Below are 24,059 nucleotides of genomic sequence, written 5' to 3'. Positions count from 1 at the left end.
GATATTAAACAAGGAAGTAAATATGACACCGAAAGTGCTCCTTATTGAAGACTCTTCTTCACTCGCAGTACTTTATAAACAGTTTTTGCAGAACGAGCCCTACGAATTATTGCATGTGGCTACCGGCGCGGAAGCAAAGCGTCTGTTAGAACGAACCTTGCCTTCATTGATAATCCTAGATCTGCAATTGCCCGATATGCAGGGAGACGAGATCCTTGAATGGATGGAAGAAAAAAACCTGCAGATTCCGGTTATCGTCGCTACCGCACATGGCAGTGTAGATACTGCCGTCAAGCTTATTCAAAAAGGCGCGAAAGACTTCCTTGAAAAACCAATTCGAGCTGACCGCTTAAAAACGTCCGTCAACATTCATCTAAAGCAAGTTCAATTGGAAACTATGCTCGATGATATTCAACAGCAGATGGAACGTGAACGATTTCATGATTTTATTGGCGCCAGTATTCCCATGCAAGGTGTATACAAAATTATCGATGCAGTAGCGGATACCAACGCCAGCGTGTTTATTATTGGTGAAAGTGGCACCGGTAAAGAGGTTTGCGCCAACGCCATTCACAACGAAAGCGAACGTCGAGAGCAGCCTTTTATTGCCATAAACTGTGGCGCTATTCCTAAAGATTTAATGGAAAGCGAAGTTTTTGGACATGTCAAAGGCGCATTTACAGGGGCGACAACGGATCGTAAGGGCGCTGCGTCACTTGCACACGGCGGTACTTTGTTCCTGGACGAATTGTGCGAAATGGACTTAGAAATGCAGAAGAAACTTCTGCGCTTTTTGCAAACTGGCACGTTTACACCACTAGGTGCAACCAAAGAACAAAAAGTAGATGTTCGCATTATTTGCGCGACGAACCGTGACCCATTAGCTGAAGTAAAAGAAGGTCGTTTCCGTGAAGACCTTTATTATCGCGTACATGTAGTTCCAATTCATATGCCGCCACTGCGTGAGCGAGACCGTGACATCGTCACTCTGGCAGAACACTTCTTGAAAGGTTACGCGAAGCAAGATAAACGCCGTTTTGAATCTATTTCCAAAGAAGCACAGCGTTATCTCAAACGATATGACTGGCCTGGGAACGTTCGACAGTTGCAAAACGTAATACGTAACATTGTGGTTCTTAACGATGACAAATCTTTGGGCGTTAATCATCTGCCCGCCGAAATGGTCCAAACAAGACCAGCAACAGTTGTTCGTCCTAGCACCCCACAAAGTCTTCTCTCAGTGGTACAACATCCAACGCCAGAAAACACCGTTGACCACAATATGGTAGAGACGGTCCAAATGGCCGCCGTGCAACCTCAGCCTGACAGCGATACTGAGCCTAGAACACCTAACATTCGTCCTATGTGGCAGGTTGAGCGAGAAACCATACAGCAGGCTATCGATTTTTGTGATGGCAATGTGCTCAATGCGGCCGTGCTTCTAGAGTTAAGCCCATCCACTGTCTACCGAAAAAAACAAGCTTGGGAGGCAGAAGACAGTGCCTCGTAGCAAGCGGGTTTGGCTACTGTTAGACAGTAGTACTTTTGGCGGTATAGAGACGCACGTCCTTGAGCTAGCAAAAGGCTTGATTGCCTTTAAGCAAAACGTAAAAGTTGTATTTTTAACGTCGCATAAACCTACGCCGCCACTCATTGCGCAGCTTCAAACCGCTAATATTGATACCACTATATTGGATGTCGACTATCCGCAACACTCTATTTGGCTGAGGCTAAACAAAGCCATTGACAAAGCGGCTTCGCAAAACCAAAAACCCACTGTTATTCATGCACATGGCTACAAAGCGAACATACTACTTCGCTTATCTCGCCTTTGCGGCGCGACATCTGCAATTAACATAGTATCGACTTTTCATGCTGGTGAAACACCGATCGGAAAAGTTCGCTGGTACGACGCTGTAGATCGAGTCAGTGCCATAGTCAGTCATAAGCGGATTTGTGTAAGTCGCGCGATCCAAGGGAAAGTTCCTTATTCTAGTGTACTGGTCAATAACTTTGTCCCACAAACTGAGTTTCTTGAATCCACAAATCAAAACGTAGCGTTCGTAGGGCGATTAAGTCCAGAAAAAGGCCCAGACACTTTTCTAGATATCGCAAATCGGTTTCCTCGCAATGCCTTTCATGTTTATGGCTCTGGTGATATGGAGCTAGAGTTAAAACAACACAATTCACCTAACGTCACTTTCCATGGCCACCAAAAAGAGATGGCCCGTGTATGGCCTGACATCGATGTATTACTCATCACCTCGAAGTATGAAGGGCTGCCTATGGCTGCGTTAGAGGCGATGTCTCGTGGCATTCCACTTATTAGCTTTAAACTGGGCGAACTGCCTAGCATGATAGACTCGGGGATCAATGGATGGATCGTTGACAGTAACCAGGAGATGTATGACGCGCTAAAGCACTGGTTTTCACTCTCCCCCGCTGAAAAAGCGCAAGTAAAGCTTAACGCGCAACAAACGATAGAACAGAACTACTCCACCAAAGTCATCATTCCCCAAGTACTCTCCATTTATGGTTTTGGCGATGCCGTAACCCAGTAACACCTATCATTAAGCTGTCATTGTGATTCCTATATTGAGAATTCCATTATCAAGTACAACCGCACCTGAAGAGTTTTATCCTTAACTATTTGTAATATAAAGAGTTAGTAACGTGGCATCTTACTTGCTCTAAACATATCTATTACGCAAATTGATGGGCTATCCCTCGAGATAGTTATTCATCTCAATCAGGCCTTAGATATGACCAAACAATGCCAAAAACATATTGTAGTCTTCGATGCTTATTCCACTAAAGACAACGATACTTTAGCGTTGCACTCTTTGCTGCGTCAGCTCGGTAATGAAAGTGTGCAGATAAGCGTCTTAGCCGCGAAAGCCAGTCATTGGACACGACTGAAAGACTACGAAATCCCGTTGCAGATATACTCACTCCCTTTCCCTATTGACTCTAAAAAGCGGTTATCAATTACTGATTGGTTCAAAAGCTTCTGCCAGCTTTGTTACTGTCTCTACTTCTTAACAACACTCCCAAAGGTGCATGTGATGCTATCGTTTTCTCAGCCTCAAATGGCCCTCCCAATCTACTGGTTGAGAGTGTGTTGGGGCTATGCGCTCGTTCACTTGGTTTATTCAAAACTCTATGACTCTGCCACAAACCTGTGGTGCCTAACAAAAGCCACGAAAGTTTTCTACCTAGCTGGTACTGAAGAATTAAACAGACATCTGCTACAACAAAACAACACGTTGAAAGATGAAAACTGGCAAAGCTTCCAAAGTGGTATCACAATCGCTGATTGGCCAACCGTAAGAAAAACCGCAGACTCGAGAATTTTCTGGGCAGGAGACCTTAATCAAGATCATATCGAGCACCTCTTAACTGCGGTGGCACAAGTTCCTCGGCCTATTGACGGAGATATCTGTTACTACTCTCAATCATTACTGAAATCAGCTGATAAAAGCACCTCTATCCCTCGCCCAATTAAAGGGCTACATTGGTATCAGGGCTGGCGAAATATCGATGAAATAAGGCAGCAATGCAGTATTTTTGTATCAACTGCGCCTGATGAATCGGCTAACCTGTTAATTTTAGAAGCGATGGCTGCGGGCATGTGCCCTATTATTCCGAGGGACAATGGATATTGGAGTCGAGTGTTATCAGACGGTTACAGCTGTCTGAAATATAATGGCAATGAACCCAGTTCTCTCGCAAAAGTTCTCCACCATTGTTACAAAGACCCCTTCTCAAGGGATGCGATTGCCGTCGAAGCGATGAAGGTTGCTCAGTGTTACGATGCTGAGAAGAGTTATCGCCCAATCACTACTTACATACTCGCTACATGCAATTCCATTCTTGAGTTGGAGCTTAGTCATGACTAGCGTCGATGCGCACGATTCCAGTTGGAATGGGCTAGATGTCGTTGTAAGCAAGGTATGGCGATGACTACCGCCACTCCTTCTTCTAACCACTCTAAACATACACTACTGAGTGTTACGTTGTGTGCTCTGGTAGGCCTTATATGGGCATTGGTACCCCACCCTATTGTGGGTCTGGCTATCGGACTAATTCCAATCGCTATATTGGTTGTTTTGAGTCAGACCTTTTGGTTGGTAACGCTATTTATCGTATTTTCTTTTTTCCGAATTCATGAAGTTTTTCCCGCACTCTATCCATTGAAAATTCCGTTAATGCTCTCGGCTGCCGCCCTGTCCGCGTTACTTTGGCATACCTTAATTAGTGGAAAAATACAGCTTTACTGGCATCCGGTTTACCGATGGCTGTTTATATTTTGGGGGATTGTCATTATAGGAGTCGTGTTTGCCGCGAATAGAAGCGTTGCCATCGCGATGTTTAGTGGCACTTACGTCAAAATAATTATCATGACATTGGCCGTGTCATGGTTGATTACCTCTCCCAAAGAGCTATCACGTTTTTCATTTCTGATTGTTATTTCGGGACTTGTTGTAGGTTGTGTTGCACTCTATAACTCCGCTAATGGTATTGGTTTAGTCGAAGGCTCAAGGGTCACTATTGGTCGAAGTTTCGGCTCTATGCTTGGCGACCCAAATGATCTTGCCTTAGTGCTGCTGTTTCCTCTTGCATTTACTGTCGCCACTATGACGACGAAAGGAATCGGGTGGTCATTTCGAGCCCTGTCGCTCCTAACTTCTGCGGTTCTGTTTTTTGCAATTGTCGCAACTCAAAGCCGAGGAGGATTGTTAGGGTCACTTGCGGTGCTGGGGTTCTACGCTTGGCGCATCATTCCATCAAAGACTCTGTTTGCCTTTTTAGGTGTTATCGGTGCTCTTGCGCTCTACTCATTAGCTGGCATATCCGGACGAGCCTCTGGAGGAGCTGCGGAAGAAGGCATTGATGAATCTGCAATGGGCAGGATCTATGCGTGGGAAGCTGCCTATAAAATGGCACTAGACAACCCTGTCTTAGGTGTTGGACTGGATAACTTTTACTATAACTATTTCTTCTACAGTCCTCATTGGGATGGATTAAACCACGCTGTTCACAGTACTTGGTTTGGTGTGTTAGCCGAGACTGGCTTTATTGGGCTTATTGTTTTCTTACTTTTCATTTATCAGCTTTTGAAGTGTGCTAGGCAAACGCTCACTTTCATAGATGGTAGAGCGGATATCCCACCTTATCTGCGCTCAATGGCACTGGCGGTATACAGTGGCCTTATAGGCACCTTTGTATCCGGTACTTTTCTCACTCAAGGCTTCGTATGGCCGATTTATATTCTCGCTGCACTGACCATCGCAGTGTCACAAATTGCTTCGCAATTTGAGAAGTGCGAAAGCCCAGAACATAAGTAGACGACAACCCTTTGATTAATATAACTATAATTATTGGCGCATTTCTTGATACCCCTTCTAGTATCCTAAAATCTACGACTCAGAATAATGAGAAGGAATGTCAAAATGAATACTACTTCGTCATTCGATTTCAAAAATTGGCTTCGGTCTCATCCAAATCCCAAAATGAGAAACCTTTTTGTCATTTTGAAAAGAGCGCGTGCGACAGGCATTCCCACGCCATCGTTTTATAACAAAGCGCTCTATGCGTTATTAACTATTTTGCGAAATGGAATCGAAACACTATCTCGACTACTTGTATACACGCCTGCATTTAAAGGGCGCGTATCGAAATGTGGTCACTCACTCTATCTTTACAGCGGATTGCCACTTGTCACTGGTCCCCTGAAAATTGCATTAGGCAATGACTGCCGAGTGTCAGGACACACCACTTTTAGCGCTCGAACTACACCTCACCCTAACCCTGCAATACATCCAGAACTTATCGTCGGTAGCAATGTTGATATAGGTTGGCAGGTCACTATCGCTGTTGCCGAAAAAGTTGAAATTCAAGACAACGTGAGAATCGCGGGACGTTGTCAATTATTTGGTTACTCAGGACATCCGCTCAATGCACGCCAAAGAGCAGAAGGTGCACCCGATGAAGATCATCGCATTGGAAGCATTGTCCTAGAGCAAGACGTTTGGCTAGCGACAGGAGTAACCGTGCAAACTGGCGTGACAATTGGACAGGGAACCATCGTCGCTGCAGGTAGCGTCGTGACTAACGATTTACCCGCCAATGTTATCGCCGCTGGATGCCCTGCGAAAGTTGTTAGACATATCGATCAGACGATATAGCGTTAATTGGCCGTTACTGAATAACAAGGATTATGTTATGAGAGATTTGATTGTATTCGGAGAAGACTATGGTGCCTTGCCTTCTAGCACTCAGCATCTCGTCAAGCGCCTTGCCAGTCAGCGGAAAGTACTCTGGATAAATTCCATTGGTTTACGTCAACCCAAGTTTACTAAACACGATGCGGCCCGAGCACTAAACAAGCTACTCCGACGTGATAAGTCCAAACAACTGAAACTCGAATCCGAGCCAGTACCAGAGACTATTACTATTGTAAACCTGATGACGATTCCAGCGCCTCGTTCAACATGGTCTAGAAAGCTGGCAGCAGCCTTGATGGAGTCACAGTTGGTTCCCGTTATTAAAAGACTAAAACTCAACAATCCCATTATTTGGAGTTCATTACCCACCGCTGCTGACGTCTGCCAACGATTAGGTAATCTACCTATTGTCTACTACTGCGGTGACGATTTTGGAGCGCTCGCAGGAGTTGATCATGACACGGTATTGCAGCATGAACGTCATCTGGTTCAAGAGGCTGATATGGTCATTACGGCAAGCGAAAAGCTTCTGAGAAAATTCCCGGAAAGGAAAACTCGCTTGCTAACTCATGGTGTGGATTGTCAGCGCTTCTCCCAGCCTACCAAGCGCGCCAATGACTTACCAAACAGAGGACGTCCAATTGCTGGCTTCTATGGCAGTCTTTCTAATTGGCTAGATTATGATCTCCTTAATCAGGTGATAAGTGCCATGCCGCATTGGGATTTCGTATTTATTGGTCAACTCGAACTAGAACAGTTTCCAATTGTACAGGCCGACAACGTCTTTTATCTGGGACCCAAGCCTCATGCGCAACTCGCATGTTACAGCCAGCACTGGACCGTCAGTTTGCTGCCATTCGTCTTAAACGCACAAATTAGTGCGTGTAACCCTCTTAAGCTGAAAGAGTATTTAGCCGCAAGAAGACCGGTTATTACTACCGAATTTCCGGCACTTAAGCCCTACCGTGAACATATCATCGTGATTCAAAATGTTGGCGAAATGATAAAAGCGCTTGAGTCAGCGGCAAAGCAATCGACTAAGCTTCCTGAAGGTCTAGTCGACAGCGAGAGCTGGGAACAAAGAACTCAAGTACTAGAGCGCTATTTGGAGGCCTTATGAGTGAGCTAAAGCTGAGGCTTTTAGCTATCTTAACGGCAGCGTGGAGGCGTCGTTATGCGATAGCAATGCCAATCTTGATCATGCCGTTTGTCGCTTATGCTATTGGCGTCTTGACTCCTCTGAAATATAAATCGCATACCAGCATGCTGATTCAAGAAACCGCCAAAATGAATCCGTTCCTTGAAGATATTGCCGTCTCGACCATGCTCAAAGATCGTCTGTCAGCACTTAAAACTCTCCTCAACAGCCGACACGTGCTGTTGTCAGTTGCAAGTGACCTAAGCCTTATTAATGACTCCATGACCGCATCTCAAAAAGATCAAATTATCGCTGAGCTTTCTGCCAACCTAACCGTTACTCAATTAGGCAAAGACTTCATAAAAATTGAACACTCCTCATCCTCACCAGAGGGCATGAAGGCGCTGCTAGAATCAGTAAGTGTTCACTTTATCGAAGAACTTTTGGCACCTGAACGCTCATCGATCAGAGATTCCAGTGAATTTCTGACTATCCATATTAAGAAACGCAAACAAGAGCTAGAAAACGCCGAACAAGCGTTAGCCGATTATTACAACCAACACTCTTCAGCGACACCTGAAATGCAAAATGAGAATCTGAGCCGACTAGCCTCGCTTAAGCAAACTTTGGCGGAAAAACAAGCTGAGCTATCTGGCGTAGAACAAAGCCTAGGCTCGCTTGATCAGCAACTCTCCAAAACCAACCCGATAGTCGGCAAATTGGAAGAACAGATCATTGAAACTCGAAGCGCGTTAACCTTACTTAAAGCAAAATACACTGATACCCACAGTGCCGTGCAGGCCAAACTTAGAGAACTTAGTAGGCTAGAGAAAGAGCGCAACCAATTACTTCAGTCTGAGCAACCCGAACTCAACAGCGACCAACTGTGGGATATTGCCAGTGTGACTTCAGTTAGCGATGTAGGCGATATTCAGCCACTTCTAATTACCCAGCTTCACAGCCTCCAACTTGTTCGAGGTCGGTACGAATCACTCAAGCAAGAGACTAATAGCTTGCAGTCTATGATTGATGAGCTCACCGTCAACGCCCAAAGTTACGGTAGTAATGCCAAACAATTATTGAAGCTACAACGTGATGTCAGTCTTAAAAGACAACTCTACGATGAACTAGTGGAACGTTACGAAATGGCACAATTGACCGGTTCATTAGGTGTGTTTGAGCAAAATAAACGAGTCAAAATCATCGATCTCCCTTATACACCCAGTTCACCAACGAATTTCACACCAACCGTATTTGCGGCTGTTGGTGTTATCGCTGGACTTGTTCTGGGCATAGGTATGGCAATTGTTCTTGAGCTCTTTGATACAACTATACGCCGTAGGGATCAACTCACTCAAATATCCGGTGTGCCTTTGATTACTGCGATTCCTAAGATTGCCGCCGAATGATATTCAGAATGAATGTCATATCGGGAAAGCTATGTATTTTGAGCTTAACTACATGTTTTTATTTACTTATTAACTTGGCACAACCCGTGCAACGTTAGATTAACAATGCAACGCCTATGCAAGGAGCAAATTATGGCAAGCTCACCCCTTATTCCAAAACACAACTCCGGTAGCACATACAAGGTCGTACACGTTGTTCAACACCTCGCTCCTGGAGGACTTGAAACAATGGTTCTTGAACTGCTTAAGCAAGCGAAAGAAGATGAAAGAGTATTCATCATCAGTTTGGAAGGGGAGCTTGAACAAGCAATTAAACACTGGCCACAACTTATCAAATATCGCTCACATCTATTCTTTCTCGGCAAAAAGCCCGGTTCACAAATTACTCTGCTTCGAGTGATGTATCGACTACTTAAGGTACTAAAGCCTCAAGTTGTCCACACTCATCATATTGGCCCTCTAATCTATGGTGGCATTGCAGCAAGACTCAACCGAGTCCCAGCACGAATTCATACCGAGCACGATATGTGGCACTTAACCGATGCAAAACGTCAAAAGGTAGAAAATCTCGCACTCAAGGTGGTTAACCCAATCTTAGTGGCTGATGCGCAAAGAGTTCAGCAGCAGCTTTCTCAGCTATTCCCTTATACCACGCCGACTGTAATTAAAAATGGAGTGGACTGTAACCGATTCGTACCTGCGAATCAGGCTGGAGCAAGGCGTATCCTTGGTTTGCCAGCCAAAGTTACCCTCATTGGCACCGCTGGTCGTTTAGAACCTGTTAAAGCACAAGCGACTTTGATCAAATCCGTTGCACGACTTTCGAACGATATCCACCTCGCTATTGCAGGTATAGGTTCCCTTGAGCAAGAGCTCAAAGACCTTGCCAAAGCTTTGAAAGTTGAGGATAGGGTTCACTTTCTTGGATTAGTAAACGATATGCCTTCGTTTTACCAATCGCTTGATCTGTTCTGTCTTCCTTCAGTTTGTGAGGGATTTCCACTTTCGCCCCTTGAAGCACAAGCGTGCAACATTCCAGTTGTGGTTACGGATGTTGGTGCGGCAAAGGAAACTCTATGCCCTTTATCTGGTGTGACAACGAAATCGAATCGAGTGTTTTCATTGGTGCAAGCTTTAGAGAAAGCATTAAAAACACGTCACCTATTCTGTCCACGAGACTTTGTTGTCGAGAATAATGATGTACGTTCAATGAGCGAAGCCTATCGAAATCTTGTGTTCAAGGCTTAACTCTTGGCTAGTCAAGATTAATTATAGAAAGGACATAATATGGAAGTAGTATTGATTGGAATATTCATTCTAAGCGCATTTTTCATAGTGTATCACCATGCTGGATATCCAGTGATTCTCCGCTGGTGGGCTAATCGACATCCAATAATCACAAGTGGTGCAATACCAAGAGGCTATCGTTGCGTTCGTAGAGATCGTGTACTACCGACGGTTACCATTATCATACCTGCCTATAATGAAGAGCAGTGGATAGCGGATAAAGTCAGAAATTGCGCATCGTTAGACTATCCAAGAGATAAGCTAAAAATTGTGATTATTGATGACGGCAGTGAAGACAGCACTCTTAATATCGCTGAGTCAACAATACAAGAGGCCATATGCGCGGATACCCATTTTGAAATTATCAATCAGCAAGATAATACCGGGAAAGTTGCGGTCCTTAACCGATACATTCCGAAAGTCGACAGTGATATTACTTGCATTTCAGATGTTTCAGCAATTATCTCCGTAGATGCCCTTCTAATTGCCAGTGAGTTCTTCAAAGATCAGAACATCGGTGTCGTAAACTCAACCTATCAGCTGCTTCATGCCGGTCAAACCGGAGAGTCAGACTACTGGCAATACCAAAACAACATCAAATATCGTGAATCCACTATGGGGTCTACGATTGGTGCACATGGAGCACTGTATTTCATACGTACACCGCTATTTGAATTGTTACCGGACAATACAATCAACGATGATTTCATCATTCCGATGAGGATTGTTCGCCATCACTATCAAGCCGCATACGCACCTAATATGAATGCCATCGAGCAAGAACCCACTGAATCAGCCCAAGACTTTCGGCGACGATTACGTATCTCAGCTGGCAACATGCAACAGGTCATCATGTTGTTTGATCTATTCTCGCCGCAATATGGTCGGACTGCATTTACCTTTTTCTCGGGCAAAGGACTACGCCTATTTACACCATACTTAATGATTACATGCTTGATTTCGTCACTTTGGTTGGCGCAAACAAACGCTATCTTCTTGGTACTGTTTTATTCGCAGGTAGCCGTTTACGTTATTGCCGCAATAGCGAACTACTGCCCACCTCTTCAAAAGCTGCGACTCATTCGTTTAATTACATACTTAATCGTTGGCCATACTGCTAACTTAATTGGTGGGCTTCGTTACTTATTTGGACTTGAAAATGGAAAATGGCAGCGTCTCGCGCGCTAGGAGGATAATTATGACTAACTATGAAAGACGCTCAATTCACTTCTCAAAACGAATTTTCGATATTGTAGGTGCTAGTGTTGGCATGATCATCCTTGCAATCACTTTTCTACCTGTAGCGCTAGCAATTAAATTTACCTCGAGAGGACCCATATTTTATAAGCAGCTCAGAGTAGGGAAATGGACTCCTGAAAGAATGGATTTCATTTATGTACTCAAGTATCGTTCAATGTATGTGGATGCCGAATCCCATTCAGGCGCAACATGGGCGACAGAAGACGATCCGCGAATCACACCTGTAGGCCGCTTTCTTCGCAAAACCCGACTTGATGAACTCCCGCAGTTTATTAATGTACTCAAAGGCGATATGTCGCTCATAGGGCCAAGACCAGAACGCCCTGACTTCTATAACAAGCTTGAGAATGACATTCCATTCTTTGTAGAACGAACTTACGACGTCCTGCCCGGTATCACTGGACTAGCACAAGTTAATCAAGGTTATGATACGTGCATTGAAGATGTGAGAAGTAAGGTTGGTTACGACCACAGTTATGCCTTGTCACTGTCATCATTTAAGACTTGGCTGTCCACTGACATTCATATTGTCTTTAGAACTCTAAAAATCATGGTTGATGGACGCGGCAGGTAAGTCTGAGACAAAAAAAGTCCGGCCTATTGGCTGGACTTTTTCGCGGTAAAGATAAAAGTCAGCCCTAGGAGGATAAAACCGATCCCGGACAACTTCACCCAACTAAATGTCTCATTGAGCCACGGTAAAGTCACTGCTAGCAAGTAGACAATCACATAGCTCAAACTAAGCAAAGGATATGCAACCCCAAGGGGTAAGTGCTTTAAAGCCATTACCCAACACGCCATAGACAGTGCATAGCATCCTAAGCCGATGCCAACACCAAATAAAGCTGACCACACATGTACTAGCAGCTCAAGCAATTGATCCTGTTCAAATAAAACAACAATGCTGTCCCATTGCGATGCAATCCCTCCCATTCCCCATTTCATAGAGAGCTGAGCAGTAGATATTAGCAGGACACTCACTAGTGCAATTGGCAAGCCGGCTTTAAGATCTTTCGCTACCATCAACCAGCTCCTCCAATAATGCCAACGCCGATCATTATGCACATTACACCAAGCCATTGCTTGGGCAGAATGACTTCACCAAAGGCAAATTTAGAAACCAATAACATGATAACGAAATTAACGCTTAGTAACGGATAAGCAACTGATACATCCCACTGACTCAGTACACCCAACCAAGTTAAGGCACTGGTTCCCAAGAAGACAATTCCAAGAAGCATAGGAAAGCTCAATAGCTTCCCTACTGCGGACAGCTGCGGGTTTTCTTCAAAATACATAGCTGCTCGCTTTTGCCAATATTGGCTAAGCGAGCTTGCGACGACTGAAAGTACAAACAGCAGTACTGTCATTACTGGGCATCTTTTTGATTAAAGATCAGCGCATGATAACGGCCACGATCAACGTGATCATCTGGTTCAGGGAAACCTTCTGGCAACGGCGGTAGGTCTCTAAAGTGTAAGAGCACTGGACCCGTCAACTGTTTCTCTTTGATAAAGTCATCTAACTGATTCCACTCAATGAAGCGATGCTTCGAGTCCTCATATTTCAGACCGTAATCCACCTCACCCATAGACTTGGTGAGATAGACATCGCTGCGCTTCAAGTACCAGTTTAGTGCTGACATTGTATCCGGATAGTCCGCAATAAGAACCATATCATCGGTGACTTTTGGTGCTAATTGCTCCATGAAACGTGCTGGCATTTTTGAGTCAATCGTCGTATTTGGAAGCACAGTGGAGAACAAGGCGAAAAGAGCCAAAGGCGATACCATATACGCAGCAAACTTGTGTTCGAACGCTTTGGCTTTCACTGCATAGAAAGCACAAGTAGCCCAAAATCCTAGTATGAACAACGCAATCCAAGGACGATAAGATTCAGACTCATCCAAAGGTAGCTTACCCATAAAGAACATCACCATTAGTGTAATAGCAACCGTTGCAAAGAATAAACCATTAATAATCGAACCTATTGTTAGGCCTTTCGCTTTGCTGTTATAGGCTTTGATAATGCCATGGGTCAATAGAATCGCAATTGGAGCCATGCAAGGTAAGATATACGTCGCCAGTTTTCCACTTGCATAGGAGAACAGCAAAAATGGCATTACCGCCCAGAGAATAGAGTAGCGAATAAGTGGCTTTGAAAACTCACCCTTTAACTGAACAAGAGCAGACGGAGCCCAAAATACCCAAGGTAGAGTTCCTAAGAATAGGAACGGTACATAATACCATATCGGCGCAGCGTGCTGCGCATCTTCAGCAGAGAAACGATGGATATGCTCTTCCCAGAAGAAGTAATTCCAATAATCTGGTTCAGCTGCATGTATAGCTAGAGACCATGGCAAACAAGTGATAAGCGCAACAAACATCACCCACCAGCCCCATCTTAATATCTCTAGGAACTGCTTTTGCATAATCATGTAAGGTATAACGACAATAACTGGTAACGCTAGCGCTAAAAAGCCTTTCGTCAAAACAGCACAACCACAGAAGAACCCAGCTAAGCCATAGTGTAACCATCGCTGTTTCGTAGAGGTCGCTTCCGTTGCAAAATAGAAGGCGGCATAACAAGCAGTAAGCCAGAATGCCAACATGCCATCGAGTACGCTATAAGTACCGATTGCTGCCACCATAAACATGCTAAGAAACACACCTGCGGTTAGCCAACCTTGACGGCGATCTGTCATTCTGCCAACGAGAGAAACTAAAAATAGTGCAGAACCAAACATAGCAAGTGCCGACGCAATTCTCACAGCAAAATTGGTGTCACCAAAAATAACTTGTGCAATGGCGTTAAACCAATAACCCATGATCGGCTTTTCGAAGTAACGTAAGTCGTTAAAGGTAGGAACTATCCAGTTACCGGAAGCCACCATCTCGCGAGAGATCTCTCCGTAGCGTAGCTCATCTGGTGACCACAGTGGGCGCAGATCAAGCGGTAGTATGTATAACGCAATAAAGAAAAGCGGTATCCACACCGCCCAGTTAATTCGTGATTGTTGCATTCTTCATCCAATTGAATAAAAGCCCATGACATCATGGGCTTATACTAGTTTCAAATCTACATGCAGCGACATTTAAGGCGTAAAAGCGACTACAATCCCATGCGTTCTACAAATGACGCTTGGTGTGTTAGCCACCCTTCTCGTCCTTCCATTTCGATGTTTTTTATTGCATCACTTGGAAGTGGCGATTCTGCCCCTTCAAGCAGATCTATCATGGGTACGAATTCTATATTCTGTTGCTTAGCTCTGACAATCAAATCTTCAAACATTTCAGCACAAACAATACCTTCTACTTCCGCGTGGATTGTATAAACATTCAAACCATCGCGCTTAATAAGCTTAAGAATAGCATCATTGTAGTTGCTGTTGTCGACACCATCTTGCCCGACAAGCTCGTCATAGGTAGGCAAGGTCACTGGGATTTGAGGTGCCATTCCTTCACCTGGAGAAAAGATAGAATCGCCGCGACAATCGCTATTGTACTTAAATGGGAAAGCATCTTTCTCAATAAGCGTTTGATCAGTACAGCGCCAGCCAGCTACTGCACTACAAGGCAGATCTCTACCAGTAATATCCTTCAGCATGTTATAGCCTTTGGAAATCTCACTACGCAGCTCTTCCGGTGACATGGTATCGGTTTTCATCTGCCACTTGTGGTGGTCCCAAGCATGCAAACCAATTTCATGACCAGCTTTATCAGCCGCCTCAATAATTGGACGAAGTTTTTTGCCAATCACAGGACCTGGCCAGATAGTGCCACGAATTAAAATATCGTAACCGTAAAGACTAGCGGCCTTAGAGCGAAGCATCTTCTTCAGAAATGCGGGACGCAAAAGGCGCCATATATGGCGCCCCATGTTATCAGGTCCAACAGTAAAGAAGAATGAAGCCTTCACTCCGTGCTTCTCGAAAATTTCGAGTAGCTTAGGTACACCAAGTTTGGTGCCTCTAAAAGTGTCTACATCGATACGAAGACCGACTTTAGTGACTTCATTCTGTTCCATTACTTCTCTTCTGCTACTGCACCTTTAAGGAAGAAATCTAGAGTCTCTTCGATTGTGTCGTTCATGTGAACTTTTGGTTCCCAATCAAGCAGCTTCTTCGCGTTTGCGATGCTTGGTTTACGGTGTTGAACGTCTTGGTAGCCGTCACCGTAGAACGCTTTGCTTTCTACTAGGTTGTAGCCAGCAAATGGAGGGAACTGATCACGCAGTGGGTGGTTCTCAAACTTCTCAACCAATGTCTCAGCAAGCTCTTTGATGCTCGCTTCGTTTTCTGGTGCACCGATGTTGATGATTTGACCGTCACACAGACCTTCTTTGTTCTCGATGATGCGGAATAGCGCTTCAATCGCTTCAGAGATGTCAGTGAAACAACGCTTCTGTTCACCACCGTCGATAAGCTTGATCGGCGTACCTTCAACTAGGTTTAGGATAAGTTGTGTGATCGCGCGGCTAGAACCGATACGTGCAGAGTTCAAGCTATCTAGACGTGGGCCCATCCAGTTGAATGGACGGAATAGCGTGAACTTAAGGCCATCTTTCTTACCGTAAGCCCAGATAACACGGTCAAGTAGCTGCTTAGATACTGAGTAGATCCAACGCTGACGGTTAATAGGACCAACGATCAGTGGTGAAGTATCTTCGTTGAACTCAGGATCCGTCGACATACCGTAAACTTCAGAAGTCGATGGGAAGATAATGCGCTTGTTGTATTTCACACACGCACGAACGATCTTCAGGTTCTCTTCAAAGTCGAGTTCGAATACGCGAAGTGGGTTACGCGTGTATTCGATTGGTGTTGCGATAGCCACTAGTGGAAGAATGATGTCACACTTCTTAACGTGGTACTCGATCCACTCGTTGTGGATAGTGATATCACCTTCAACGAAGTGGAAATCTGGGTGGCTTAGGTGCTCTTCGATTTGATTCGAGTTCATGTCCATTGCATAAACTTCGTAACCACCGTCGTCTAGAAGACGCTTAGTTAGGTGAGTACCGATGAAGCCGTTAGCACCGAGGATAAGTACTTTTTGACGCTTCTTAGCGTTAATAAGTGCACTTGCTTGAGGACCAAAGCGCATGCCTTCAACAAGGTGAAGCTCAGCAGCTAGCTGCTCACCACCTAGGTATAGACCGTTTTCTGCTTCACCAGATTTAACAATCAGTGAACCTTGAGCACAAGCGATCGTTAATGGTGTAGTAGAAACGATAGTACCAGGAGTTACATCAAATGTTTTGTCGCTTGCTTCCGCGCTCCAAATAGTCAGCTTACGCTCACCAAGGAAAGTGAATGCGCCTGGGAACGGTTCTGTTACCGCGCGAACTAGGTTAAATACGGTACGAGAATCGTTAGACCATTTAATCTCACCGTCAGCAGGAGTACGACGGCCAAAGTAAGTTGCTTTGCTTTCGTCCTGAGCCGTTGTTTTGAATGAACCATCTACGATAGCTGGAAGCACTTTGCTCAGTAGATCGCTAGATGCTGTGTTCATACGCTTATGAAGCGTTTCTGCCGTATCAGCGTCAGTGATAGCAATTTTTTCTTGACCAACGATATCGCCAGCATCCGCTTTCTGAACCATTTGGTGCAGCGTTACACCAGTATCAGTTTCGCCGTTAACTAATGCCCAGTTGATTGGTGCACGACCGCGGTATGTTGGAAGCAAAGAACCATGTAGGTTGAAACCACCTTTAGGAGCGATATCTAGCACTTCTTGGCTGATCATATTGCGATAGTAGAAAGAGAACAGTGCATCTGGCTTCATCGCACGGATTTTCTCAACCCATAGTGGGTGGTTCACGTCTTCAGGTGCGTAAACTGGAATACCGTTCTTTGCTGCAAGTTTCGCTACAGAGTCAAAAAACACGTTCTCGTTGCTGTCATCAACATGAGTAAATACTGCTTCGATTTCTACACCCGCGTCTAGCAAGCTACGAATACCAGTACAACCGATATTGTGGTAGGCAAACACTACTACTTTCATGGAATATTCCTCTAAATACAAATCTTATTCTTTATTTTTTAATTCGTCGCTTTCACGTGCATTTTTAGTGGCTTCACCGACTAAAACATCTTGCACGTAAAAACGTGGGCGCGCTCTTACATCAGAGTAAATACGACCAATGTACTCACCAAGTAAGCCTAGACCCACAAACTGTGCACCAACAAATACAAATAGGATAGCAAACAAAGTAAACAGGCCATCACCTGCCCACTCAGAACCAAACATAATGCGCATCAACATAAGGATGACGCCAAACGCGATACCTGCCGCAGCGATACCACCACCAACAATGCTCAACAGGCGTAATGGCGCTGTTGTCATACTGGTGATCAAGTCAAACATTAGGCTAATAAGCTTCATAAAGCTATATTTCGACTCACCATCAGCACGCTCATCATGATGCACATCGATCTCAGTGGTGTGGCGAGAGAAGCCATTCGCTAGCACAGGAATAAACGTGCTGCGCTCGTGACACTCAAGCATTGCGTCAACAACATGTCGGCGGTACGCACGAAGCATACAACCATAATCATTCATCTCTACGCCAGTAGAACGTTTCACTAGCTTGTTGATAAGCTTTGATGGGTAACGACGAAGTGCACTATCTTGACGATTCTTACGAACTGTCCCCACAGAATCGAACCCTTCTTCAGCTTTTGCTACAAGGTTAGGGATTTCTTCTGGTGGATTCTGAAGGTCTGCATCAAGTGTGATGATCAAATCACCACGTACTTGCTCAAAGCCAGCCATAATAGCGTTATGTTGGCCATAGTTACGATTCAAGATAACGCCAACAACATGGCTCCCTTCTTTCGCTGATGCTTCTTCAATGATTTCCGCGCTGCGATCACGACTTCCATCGTCCACAAGAATGAGCTCGTAATCTTTACCTAGGCTATCACTCGCCTTGGTCGTACGGTCAATGAGTTCTTGTAGACAGTTTTCTTCGTTGTATACCGGAATAACGATAGAGACAAAGTTGATTGCTTGATTGTGTTTCATGGTTTACCCAATTATTTCTGAAACGGCGCTAACTACACGCTCGACATCATCCTGAGTCATATCAGGAAACAGCGGTAGTGAGCAGATTTGATTACTGTTACGTTCTGTATTCTGTAAATCAGGGTTAATCGCCCCGAACAATTCCGCGTAGTTTTCGCGGTAATATTTTTGAGTATGACAGGCTTTAAAGTGAATACCTGCTCCGATACCTTTTTCTTTTAGTGCGGCAATTAGGTCGTCGCGCGTAAGGCCTGCAACAGCAGGATCCACTCTAACGATCATTAGGTGCCAACAGTGTTTGTGCTCATGAGAAGCCAAACCTAGTGGCGTCACACCTTTGATAGACGCCAACTGACTGCGATAAGACAGCGCTAACTGCGTACGTTTTTCGGTGATTTCCGCAATTCGATCCATTTGTCCAAGCGCTAACACTGCACAGATATCAGGCATATTGTATTTGAAGCCAGGCTCCACGACTTCTGCTTGAGGCGCTCGTCCTTGAGTTTCACGATCAAAAGCATCAACGCCCAGACCATGGAATTTTAAACGACGCACTTTGTCAGCTAATTCAGCATCATGCGTGGTAAGTACACCACCTTCTGCCGTCGTCACGTTTTTGATTGCGTGAGTAGAGAATAGGCATGTACCACGATTGCCCACTGGTTTGCCTTTGTACTCGGTACCTAAAGCATGAGCCGCATCCTCAATCACAGGGATATTGTGCTTCTCACCTAACTGGTAAATAGGGTCAAGGTCAAGCGATGCCCCAGCATAATGCACCGGGATGATAAGCTTCGTCTTGCTAGTTATCAGTGATTCAATTTTCTCAGCATCCGTCATCAAGGTGTCAGCATCAACATCTACGAATACTGGTTTTGCTCCAACAAGCGTAATCATATTGACGGTAGAAACCCAAGTAAGTGATGGAGTGATAACTTCATCTCCAGGACCGATACCTAAAGCCAACAATACTAGATGCATACCTGCAGTCGCGCTACTAAGAGCAACGGCATGTGGAGCACCAGTGTGTTCAGACACTTTATTTTCTAACTCTGCATTTTTGGGACCCGTGGTGATCCACCCGGAACGAAGGACATCGACCACGGCTTGGATGTCTTGCTCATCTACAGCAGGTCTACATAAAGGGAGAAAAGGCTGGCTCATTTTTTAAACTCACAGTTAAATCGTGTACTCTGACACGAAGAAGGACAACAAAGTTTACTAGGGCGTTCAAAGAATTAAAAGGGTCGATGCGTTTTAGCAATACAAAACATTGACCTTTAGAACATAATTACCGCAAATATAACCCACACCTATGTGTGTATCGGCAAATTAACAATAATATTTACTAAAGTGCCACTTATCGATAAATATTCTTGGCCTAACAGTGAAAATCCTATGATTTATCTAATCAGCATAGCACTCAGGGCACTAAGTCAGTTTTATGTAAATTTAGCTGACTCTTGTTTCACACTTTCTAAGCTAAGCTAAGAAAACGCGCTATTCTGCCACATTTAATGGCTCGCCAATGTAATCATTTGTATGTGCTCTGTTTGTGTCTATCATGGTGAGAAGGTAGAATCAGCGTCCACTTTTTTGAGTCAGGTATGATCGTGAACCTCAATAACAGTCCTGTGACACAACATCAGTTTCAAGGACACGATTTTCATTTGAAGCGAGATGACTTGCTACATAGTCATTTCAACGGCAATAAGGCGAGGAAGTTCGCTGAGTTGCTTGAAACAGATTTGACGAACGTTACTCAACTCATTGGTTGGGGCTCCGCTCAAGCAAACTCCTTAACCTCTTTGGCTGCGCTGGCTAAAATAAAAGGTATAAAGCTCAAGTATTTTGTTGATCACAAACCAGAATGGTTAGACCAAAACCCTAATGGTAACTACAGGGCAGCTAAAGAGCTTGGTGCAGAGATAGTCTCCCTCAAAGAGCTACTAGGTCCCAACGCACTGCATCCGCATGCCTATATACAAGCCAACTTCGCCAATTCTACTGACAGCTATATCGTACCAGAGGGGGGACGCTTTCAATCAGCCCGTCAAGGTATCGTGCAGTTAGCAGAGGAAATTCTAAGTTGGTCGAGGTTTGAAAAAAACAAGCAGATTAAAGTGGCATTACCTTCAGGAACTGGAACGACAGCTCTGTATTTGGCACAAGTTCTCGCCCCCCAAGGTATTGAGGTTCTTACTTGCCCTTGTGTGGGCGGTAAAGATTACTTAATACAACAGTTTGACGAGCTTGGTAACTTTTCTTATTACCCGACCATTCTTGAGCTCGAAAACAAACATCACTTTGGCAAGCTGTATTTAGAAGATTATGAGATCTGGCGGTTACTACAAGCTGAAACCCACGTAGAGTTTGATCTACTTTACGACCCAATGATGTGGCGTTGCCTACTACCTTGGTTAAGTGATAACCCAGATGTTTCTCTATTGTACATTCACCAAGGTGGCATACTGGGTAATGAGACCATGCTACCCCGCTATCGCAGAAAATACGACGCACCAAAAAATGAGTGGTAGTTCAGCCTCAATGCGGTGCAACATGAAACAAAAAGAGGAGCTACAGCTCCTCATTTTTGTTTCTAAGAAGGCTCCGCTCTATCATTGATGCGAAGAGTACGACTCTAAATAAAGCTTTGCTTTCTGTTGAGCCTGCTGTAACTCGTCCGCGTTTAACTTGAGCGCTAAATCATCACGGAGCTTTTCCGCCGTCGCATAACCATTAGTAGATGCAACAGAGGCCCAAGCATAAGCTTCTACATTATTGAGCTCTACGCCCTCTCCTAATGAATACTTATAAGCCAAATTTCGCTGCCCATAAGCGTATCCGTTCTCAGCAGCCTTTCGATACCACTTTACTGCTTCAAGATCATCACGCTCGACGCCCAGCCCTTTAGCATACATTACGCCCAAACTATTCTGTGCTACATCAAAGTTGCGTTCAGCAGCTAATTGATAATACTCTACTGCCTTACTATTACTCTTGGGAACACCGCGTCCCCATTTGTACATACCAGCCAAATAATACTGGGCTTGAACACTACCTTTTTGAGACGCTTTTTCGAACCATGACGCCGCTTCTTTGGCATCGTAATTTACACCATGACCGTTGTCGTACATCATGCCTAGCTTGTACATGGCGGATTCGCTGCCTTGTTTGGCCGCTTTGTGATACCACTCCACCGCTTTGGCGTCATTTTCTTTGACACCATTGCCGTCAGCATAGCGGTCACCCAACTCTATTTGAGCAAATAGATCGCCTTGCTTGGCACCTTGCTCAACTTTTTTTACGCTCACTGTTGACCAATCTTTTACAAACGCAAGGCTTCCTGCACTAAAACACAGACCACATAGGGAAACCGCTAACAGTGTTTTTCGCATTGTTTATTCCTATCCTTAAAGACGTCGTCAAATTCTGCCATATGATTAATAATCTTCTGACTAATTAAAACAGAATTAGCGATACTCTGACAAAGAATTTCGTATTAGTCACAAAAATGTTGTGGGTTGAACGCAAACTAAGCACAAATATATCGTTTGCCTTTTCAAGTCCCGCCCTATTTGAGCCTACAAGGCTCAGCCTTGCAATCGTTTACAGAAATCCCTCGTTTTACCCTAGTAAGTTTTGTACACTCAAAAAAGATTTTGAATTGGTCAAATTAGATAAAGAACGGAGTAGTTATGGTCTCTAAATGGGCGAAACGATTCATTCAGATGGCGGAACTGGTTGGTTCCTGGAGTAAAGACCCATCGACGCAAGTTGGTGCCGTTATTACCAAAAATAATCGAATCGTTTCTGTCGGCTTTAATGGGTATCCCCATGGCATTTCTGATAGTGCAGAAGTCGATGAACGAGAAACCAAATATCTCAAAACTCTGCATGCTGAAGAGAACGCAATTTTATTTGCAAAGAGAGATTTAGACGGTTGTGAGATCTGGGTTACCCATTTCCCATGCCCTAATTGCGCTGCAAAGATTATTCAAACTGGTATTTCGGTCGTGCACTGTCCGCAACAAACGGAAGACTTTCTGTCTCGTTGGGGTGAAAAAATTTCACTGAGCCAAGATATGTTTGAGCAAGCAGGTGTTCATGTAAATTGGCTACCTTTAGAACAACTAGATTAGAAATCATAGCAGTCCGAGTGCTTATCTTTTAGTTTAGAACTTACCACCTTATTCTTAACTAAAGAGCTAATTACTCTACACGCAATGAACTGATAGCCTAGGGAAACCGTAAGCCAAATTGCAAATAATGAATGCAATGAGGCTTAACATGAACATCGTCAAACTTTCACTATTTGCTTCTGCAGCAACGTTCCTAGCTGGCTGTGGAAGCGACTCTCACGACTCAACCCCTACTTCTCAACTTCGTGTAACGCATGCTAGTGCTGATGCACCGCAGGTTTCAATATTACTTGACGGAGCTATCGCCAGCGGACTTTCTGAAGTAGATTATCAACAAGGCAGCGGGCTAATTACTGTAGATGCGGGCAATCACGACCTCATCGTCAGAGGTTTATTGGCAGGAGATACGACCGCGGATGTCATCACTGCTAATGCTGTCAATTTTGCACCAGACATGCAGTATGACGTTTTTGCGGTAAATAACGTTAACGCAATCGAGCCTGTAATTTTGTCACGTTCGACCAGCGGTCCAGGCGCTCAATCCGTGCGATTGGACGTATTACACGGTCATCCGGGAGTTGGTGGCGTCGATATTCACCTGACGACAGATCCAAGTATTAGTGCCAGCACTATCGCTGTTTCAGACCTTACTTTCAAAGAAGACGAATCTCAGCTCCCTGTTACATTACCTGCGGGTGATTATCGCATTAGAATTACGCTGGCTGGAAAGAGTACTGATGCAGATGTAGTTTACGACAGTGGAACCCTGACATTAGACGGTGGCAGCGATCTAATGGTTACCGCTGTGCCAAATGTCAGTGGAGGAATGGTATCACCTGTTAATTTGCTGGTTGCTGACGGTTCCGCTGTCAGCGTGTTGCGTAGTACAGGAGAAAAAGCAACAGTGCGAGTAGGTCATGCCGTTGCCGACCTCGGTGACGTCGACGTTCGAGCATCAGGTAACGTAGTGACAGGATTAAATGTTATTGGTTTTGAAAAAATCAAAAGCCTTGATTTGGCCGCTTCGTCGTATAACTTAACCGTCACCCCTACTGGAGCAACTACACCAGAAGCAATCCAAGCTCCAGGAACATTATTTTCTGCTGGCTCGGAAACGACGATTTTTGCCGTGGGACGTTTTTCGGATCAATCTATTGAACCTGTGGTGATCGAAGATGATCTCAGAAGTGTGGCCTCCTACGCAAAACTACGTGTATTACACGCAAATCCAGTTGCAGGCACCGTTGATATTCACGCAGCAGCAGCGGGCACCGGATTCTCTGCGAACACCGTTGTTTTGGAAGGCGTTAACTTTAAAGATACCGCTGTACTAGAGGTCAATGCTGGAACCTATGATTTTGCCGTCGCAGCCGCTGGAACGACAAACGTACTCTTGTCTGCTTCTGGAATCACATTAGCTAATGGTAACGTCGCGACAGCGTTCGCAACTGAAAACTCAATTGCCCTCAATGTCGACAAATAACTAATAGCTCGCTTCTAACCAAAGTCCGCAATGATCATTTAGCGGACTTTTTGCTCAGACTCACCACTAATTCTCTTCCCAT

The 24,059-nt window shown here is 44.6% G+C and carries 21 protein-coding genes; 13 read left to right on the top strand and 8 right to left on the bottom strand.

Annotated features, from left to right (window positions below; all coding sequences use genetic code 11):
* Positions 1-22: 22 nt before the first annotated feature.
* The 10 genes from OH456_RS13505 (at position 23) to OH456_RS13460 (ending at position 11,895) form a co-directional block, all read left to right on the top strand.
* Entirely contained in the window at positions 23-1,510 is a 1,488-nt protein-coding gene (locus tag OH456_RS13505) for a sigma-54-dependent transcriptional regulator (protein ID WP_006074405.1), read from the top strand.
* On the top strand, positions 1,500-2,561 hold the full coding sequence (locus OH456_RS13500; protein WP_198558038.1) for a glycosyltransferase family 4 protein: 1,062 nt from the start codon (positions 1,500-1,502) through the stop codon (positions 2,559-2,561). The genes OH456_RS13505 and OH456_RS13500 overlap by 11 nt, the downstream gene beginning before the upstream one ends.
* 201 nt (positions 2,562-2,762) lie before the next feature.
* The gene (locus OH456_RS13495; protein WP_270033662.1) at positions 2,763-3,899 is read left to right on the top strand and encodes a glycosyltransferase; all 1,137 of its coding nucleotides are present in this window, start codon (positions 2,763-2,765) and stop codon (positions 3,897-3,899) included.
* Between the two features lie 60 nt (positions 3,900-3,959).
* Positions 3,960-5,348: an O-antigen ligase family protein gene (locus tag OH456_RS13490; RefSeq protein ID WP_124939960.1), complete on the top strand. Its 1,389-nt coding sequence runs from the start codon at positions 3,960-3,962 to the stop codon at positions 5,346-5,348.
* A 105-nt stretch (positions 5,349-5,453) separates the two neighbouring features.
* The gene (locus OH456_RS13485) at positions 5,454-6,188 is read left to right on the top strand and encodes an acyltransferase (protein ID WP_198558040.1); all 735 of its coding nucleotides are present in this window, start codon (positions 5,454-5,456) and stop codon (positions 6,186-6,188) included.
* A gap of 37 nt (positions 6,189-6,225) precedes the next feature.
* Positions 6,226-7,347 (top strand): glycosyltransferase family 1 protein, encoded by a 1,122-nt coding sequence (locus OH456_RS13480; protein WP_270033661.1) that lies wholly within the window; start codon positions 6,226-6,228, stop codon positions 7,345-7,347.
* Positions 7,344-8,774, top strand: a complete 1,431-nt coding sequence (locus OH456_RS13475) for a GumC family protein (RefSeq protein WP_270033660.1) — start codon at positions 7,344-7,346, stop codon at positions 8,772-8,774. Before OH456_RS13480 ends, OH456_RS13475 begins: the two co-directional genes overlap by 4 nt.
* A 132-nt stretch (positions 8,775-8,906) precedes the next feature.
* Positions 8,907-10,022: a glycosyltransferase gene (locus tag OH456_RS13470; RefSeq protein WP_270033659.1), complete on the top strand. Its 1,116-nt coding sequence runs from the start codon at positions 8,907-8,909 to the stop codon at positions 10,020-10,022.
* 39 nt (positions 10,023-10,061) lie between these two features.
* On the top strand, positions 10,062-11,249 hold the full coding sequence (locus OH456_RS13465; RefSeq protein ID WP_270033658.1) for a glycosyltransferase family 2 protein: 1,188 nt from the start codon (positions 10,062-10,064) through the stop codon (positions 11,247-11,249).
* A 10-nt stretch (positions 11,250-11,259) separates the two neighbouring features.
* Complete coding sequence (locus tag OH456_RS13460; RefSeq protein ID WP_236109441.1) at positions 11,260-11,895, top strand: sugar transferase; 636 nt, start codon at positions 11,260-11,262, stop codon at positions 11,893-11,895.
* A 23-nt stretch (positions 11,896-11,918) separates the two neighbouring features.
* Here OH456_RS13460 and arnF read toward each other — a convergent pair whose 3' ends face one another.
* From arnF to arnB, 7 genes are all read right to left on the bottom strand, one after another.
* On the bottom strand, positions 11,919-12,344 hold the full coding sequence (arnF, locus tag OH456_RS13455; protein ID WP_124939967.1) for a 4-amino-4-deoxy-L-arabinose-phosphoundecaprenol flippase subunit ArnF: 426 nt from the start codon (positions 12,342-12,344) through the stop codon (positions 11,919-11,921).
* Positions 12,344-12,691, bottom strand: a complete 348-nt coding sequence (locus tag OH456_RS13450) for an EamA family transporter (RefSeq protein WP_124939968.1) — start codon at positions 12,689-12,691, stop codon at positions 12,344-12,346. The genes arnF and OH456_RS13450 overlap by 1 nt, the downstream gene beginning before the upstream one ends.
* A complete protein-coding gene (arnT, locus tag OH456_RS13445; RefSeq protein ID WP_124939969.1) occupies positions 12,691-14,343 on the bottom strand; it encodes a lipid IV(A) 4-amino-4-deoxy-L-arabinosyltransferase in 1,653 nt (550 codons plus the stop codon). Before arnT ends, OH456_RS13450 begins: the two co-directional genes overlap by 1 nt.
* Before the next feature lie 89 nt (positions 14,344-14,432).
* Positions 14,433-15,347, bottom strand: a complete 915-nt coding sequence (gene arnD, locus OH456_RS13440; protein ID WP_006074392.1) for a 4-deoxy-4-formamido-L-arabinose-phosphoundecaprenol deformylase — start codon at positions 15,345-15,347, stop codon at positions 14,433-14,435.
* A complete protein-coding gene (arnA, locus tag OH456_RS13435; RefSeq protein WP_270033657.1) occupies positions 15,347-17,329 on the bottom strand; it encodes a bifunctional UDP-4-amino-4-deoxy-L-arabinose formyltransferase/UDP-glucuronic acid oxidase ArnA in 1,983 nt (660 codons plus the stop codon). The genes arnD and arnA overlap by 1 nt, the downstream gene beginning before the upstream one ends.
* A 24-nt stretch (positions 17,330-17,353) precedes the next feature.
* Positions 17,354-18,352 (bottom strand): undecaprenyl-phosphate 4-deoxy-4-formamido-L-arabinose transferase, encoded by a 999-nt coding sequence (gene arnC, locus OH456_RS13430; protein ID WP_006074390.1) that lies wholly within the window; start codon positions 18,350-18,352, stop codon positions 17,354-17,356.
* A 3-nt stretch (positions 18,353-18,355) separates the two neighbouring features.
* Entirely contained in the window at positions 18,356-19,516 is a 1,161-nt protein-coding gene (gene arnB, locus OH456_RS13425; protein WP_006074389.1) for a UDP-4-amino-4-deoxy-L-arabinose aminotransferase, read from the bottom strand.
* A 449-nt stretch (positions 19,517-19,965) separates the two neighbouring features.
* On the opposite strand from arnB, the gene OH456_RS13420 reads away from it, so the two are divergent.
* On the top strand, positions 19,966-20,889 hold the full coding sequence (locus OH456_RS13420) for a 1-aminocyclopropane-1-carboxylate deaminase/D-cysteine desulfhydrase (protein ID WP_031495093.1): 924 nt from the start codon (positions 19,966-19,968) through the stop codon (positions 20,887-20,889).
* Between the two features lie 81 nt (positions 20,890-20,970).
* Here OH456_RS13420 and OH456_RS13415 read toward each other — a convergent pair whose 3' ends face one another.
* On the bottom strand, positions 20,971-21,750 hold the full coding sequence (locus OH456_RS13415; RefSeq protein ID WP_198558047.1) for a tetratricopeptide repeat protein: 780 nt from the start codon (positions 21,748-21,750) through the stop codon (positions 20,971-20,973).
* 300 nt (positions 21,751-22,050) lie between these two features.
* Here OH456_RS13415 and OH456_RS13410 point away from each other — a divergent pair, with 300 nt between their 5' ends.
* Both OH456_RS13410 and OH456_RS13405 read left to right on the top strand, forming a co-directional pair.
* Complete coding sequence (locus tag OH456_RS13410) at positions 22,051-22,494, top strand: dCMP deaminase family protein (protein ID WP_006074386.1); 444 nt, start codon at positions 22,051-22,053, stop codon at positions 22,492-22,494.
* A gap of 148 nt (positions 22,495-22,642) precedes the next feature.
* Positions 22,643-23,977, top strand: coding sequence for a DUF4397 domain-containing protein (locus OH456_RS13405; RefSeq protein ID WP_270033656.1), 1,335 nt, complete (start codon positions 22,643-22,645; stop codon positions 23,975-23,977).
* Positions 23,978-24,059: the final 82 nt, after the last annotated feature.

Origin of the sequence: Vibrio sp. La 4.2.2 (assembly GCF_027586995.1) — a bacterium.
Classification (GTDB): domain Bacteria; phylum Pseudomonadota; class Gammaproteobacteria; order Enterobacterales; family Vibrionaceae; genus Vibrio; species Vibrio mediterranei.
The sequence above is the reverse complement of the archived record's forward strand: the minus strand, read 5'-3'. Positions and strand labels throughout refer to the sequence as shown.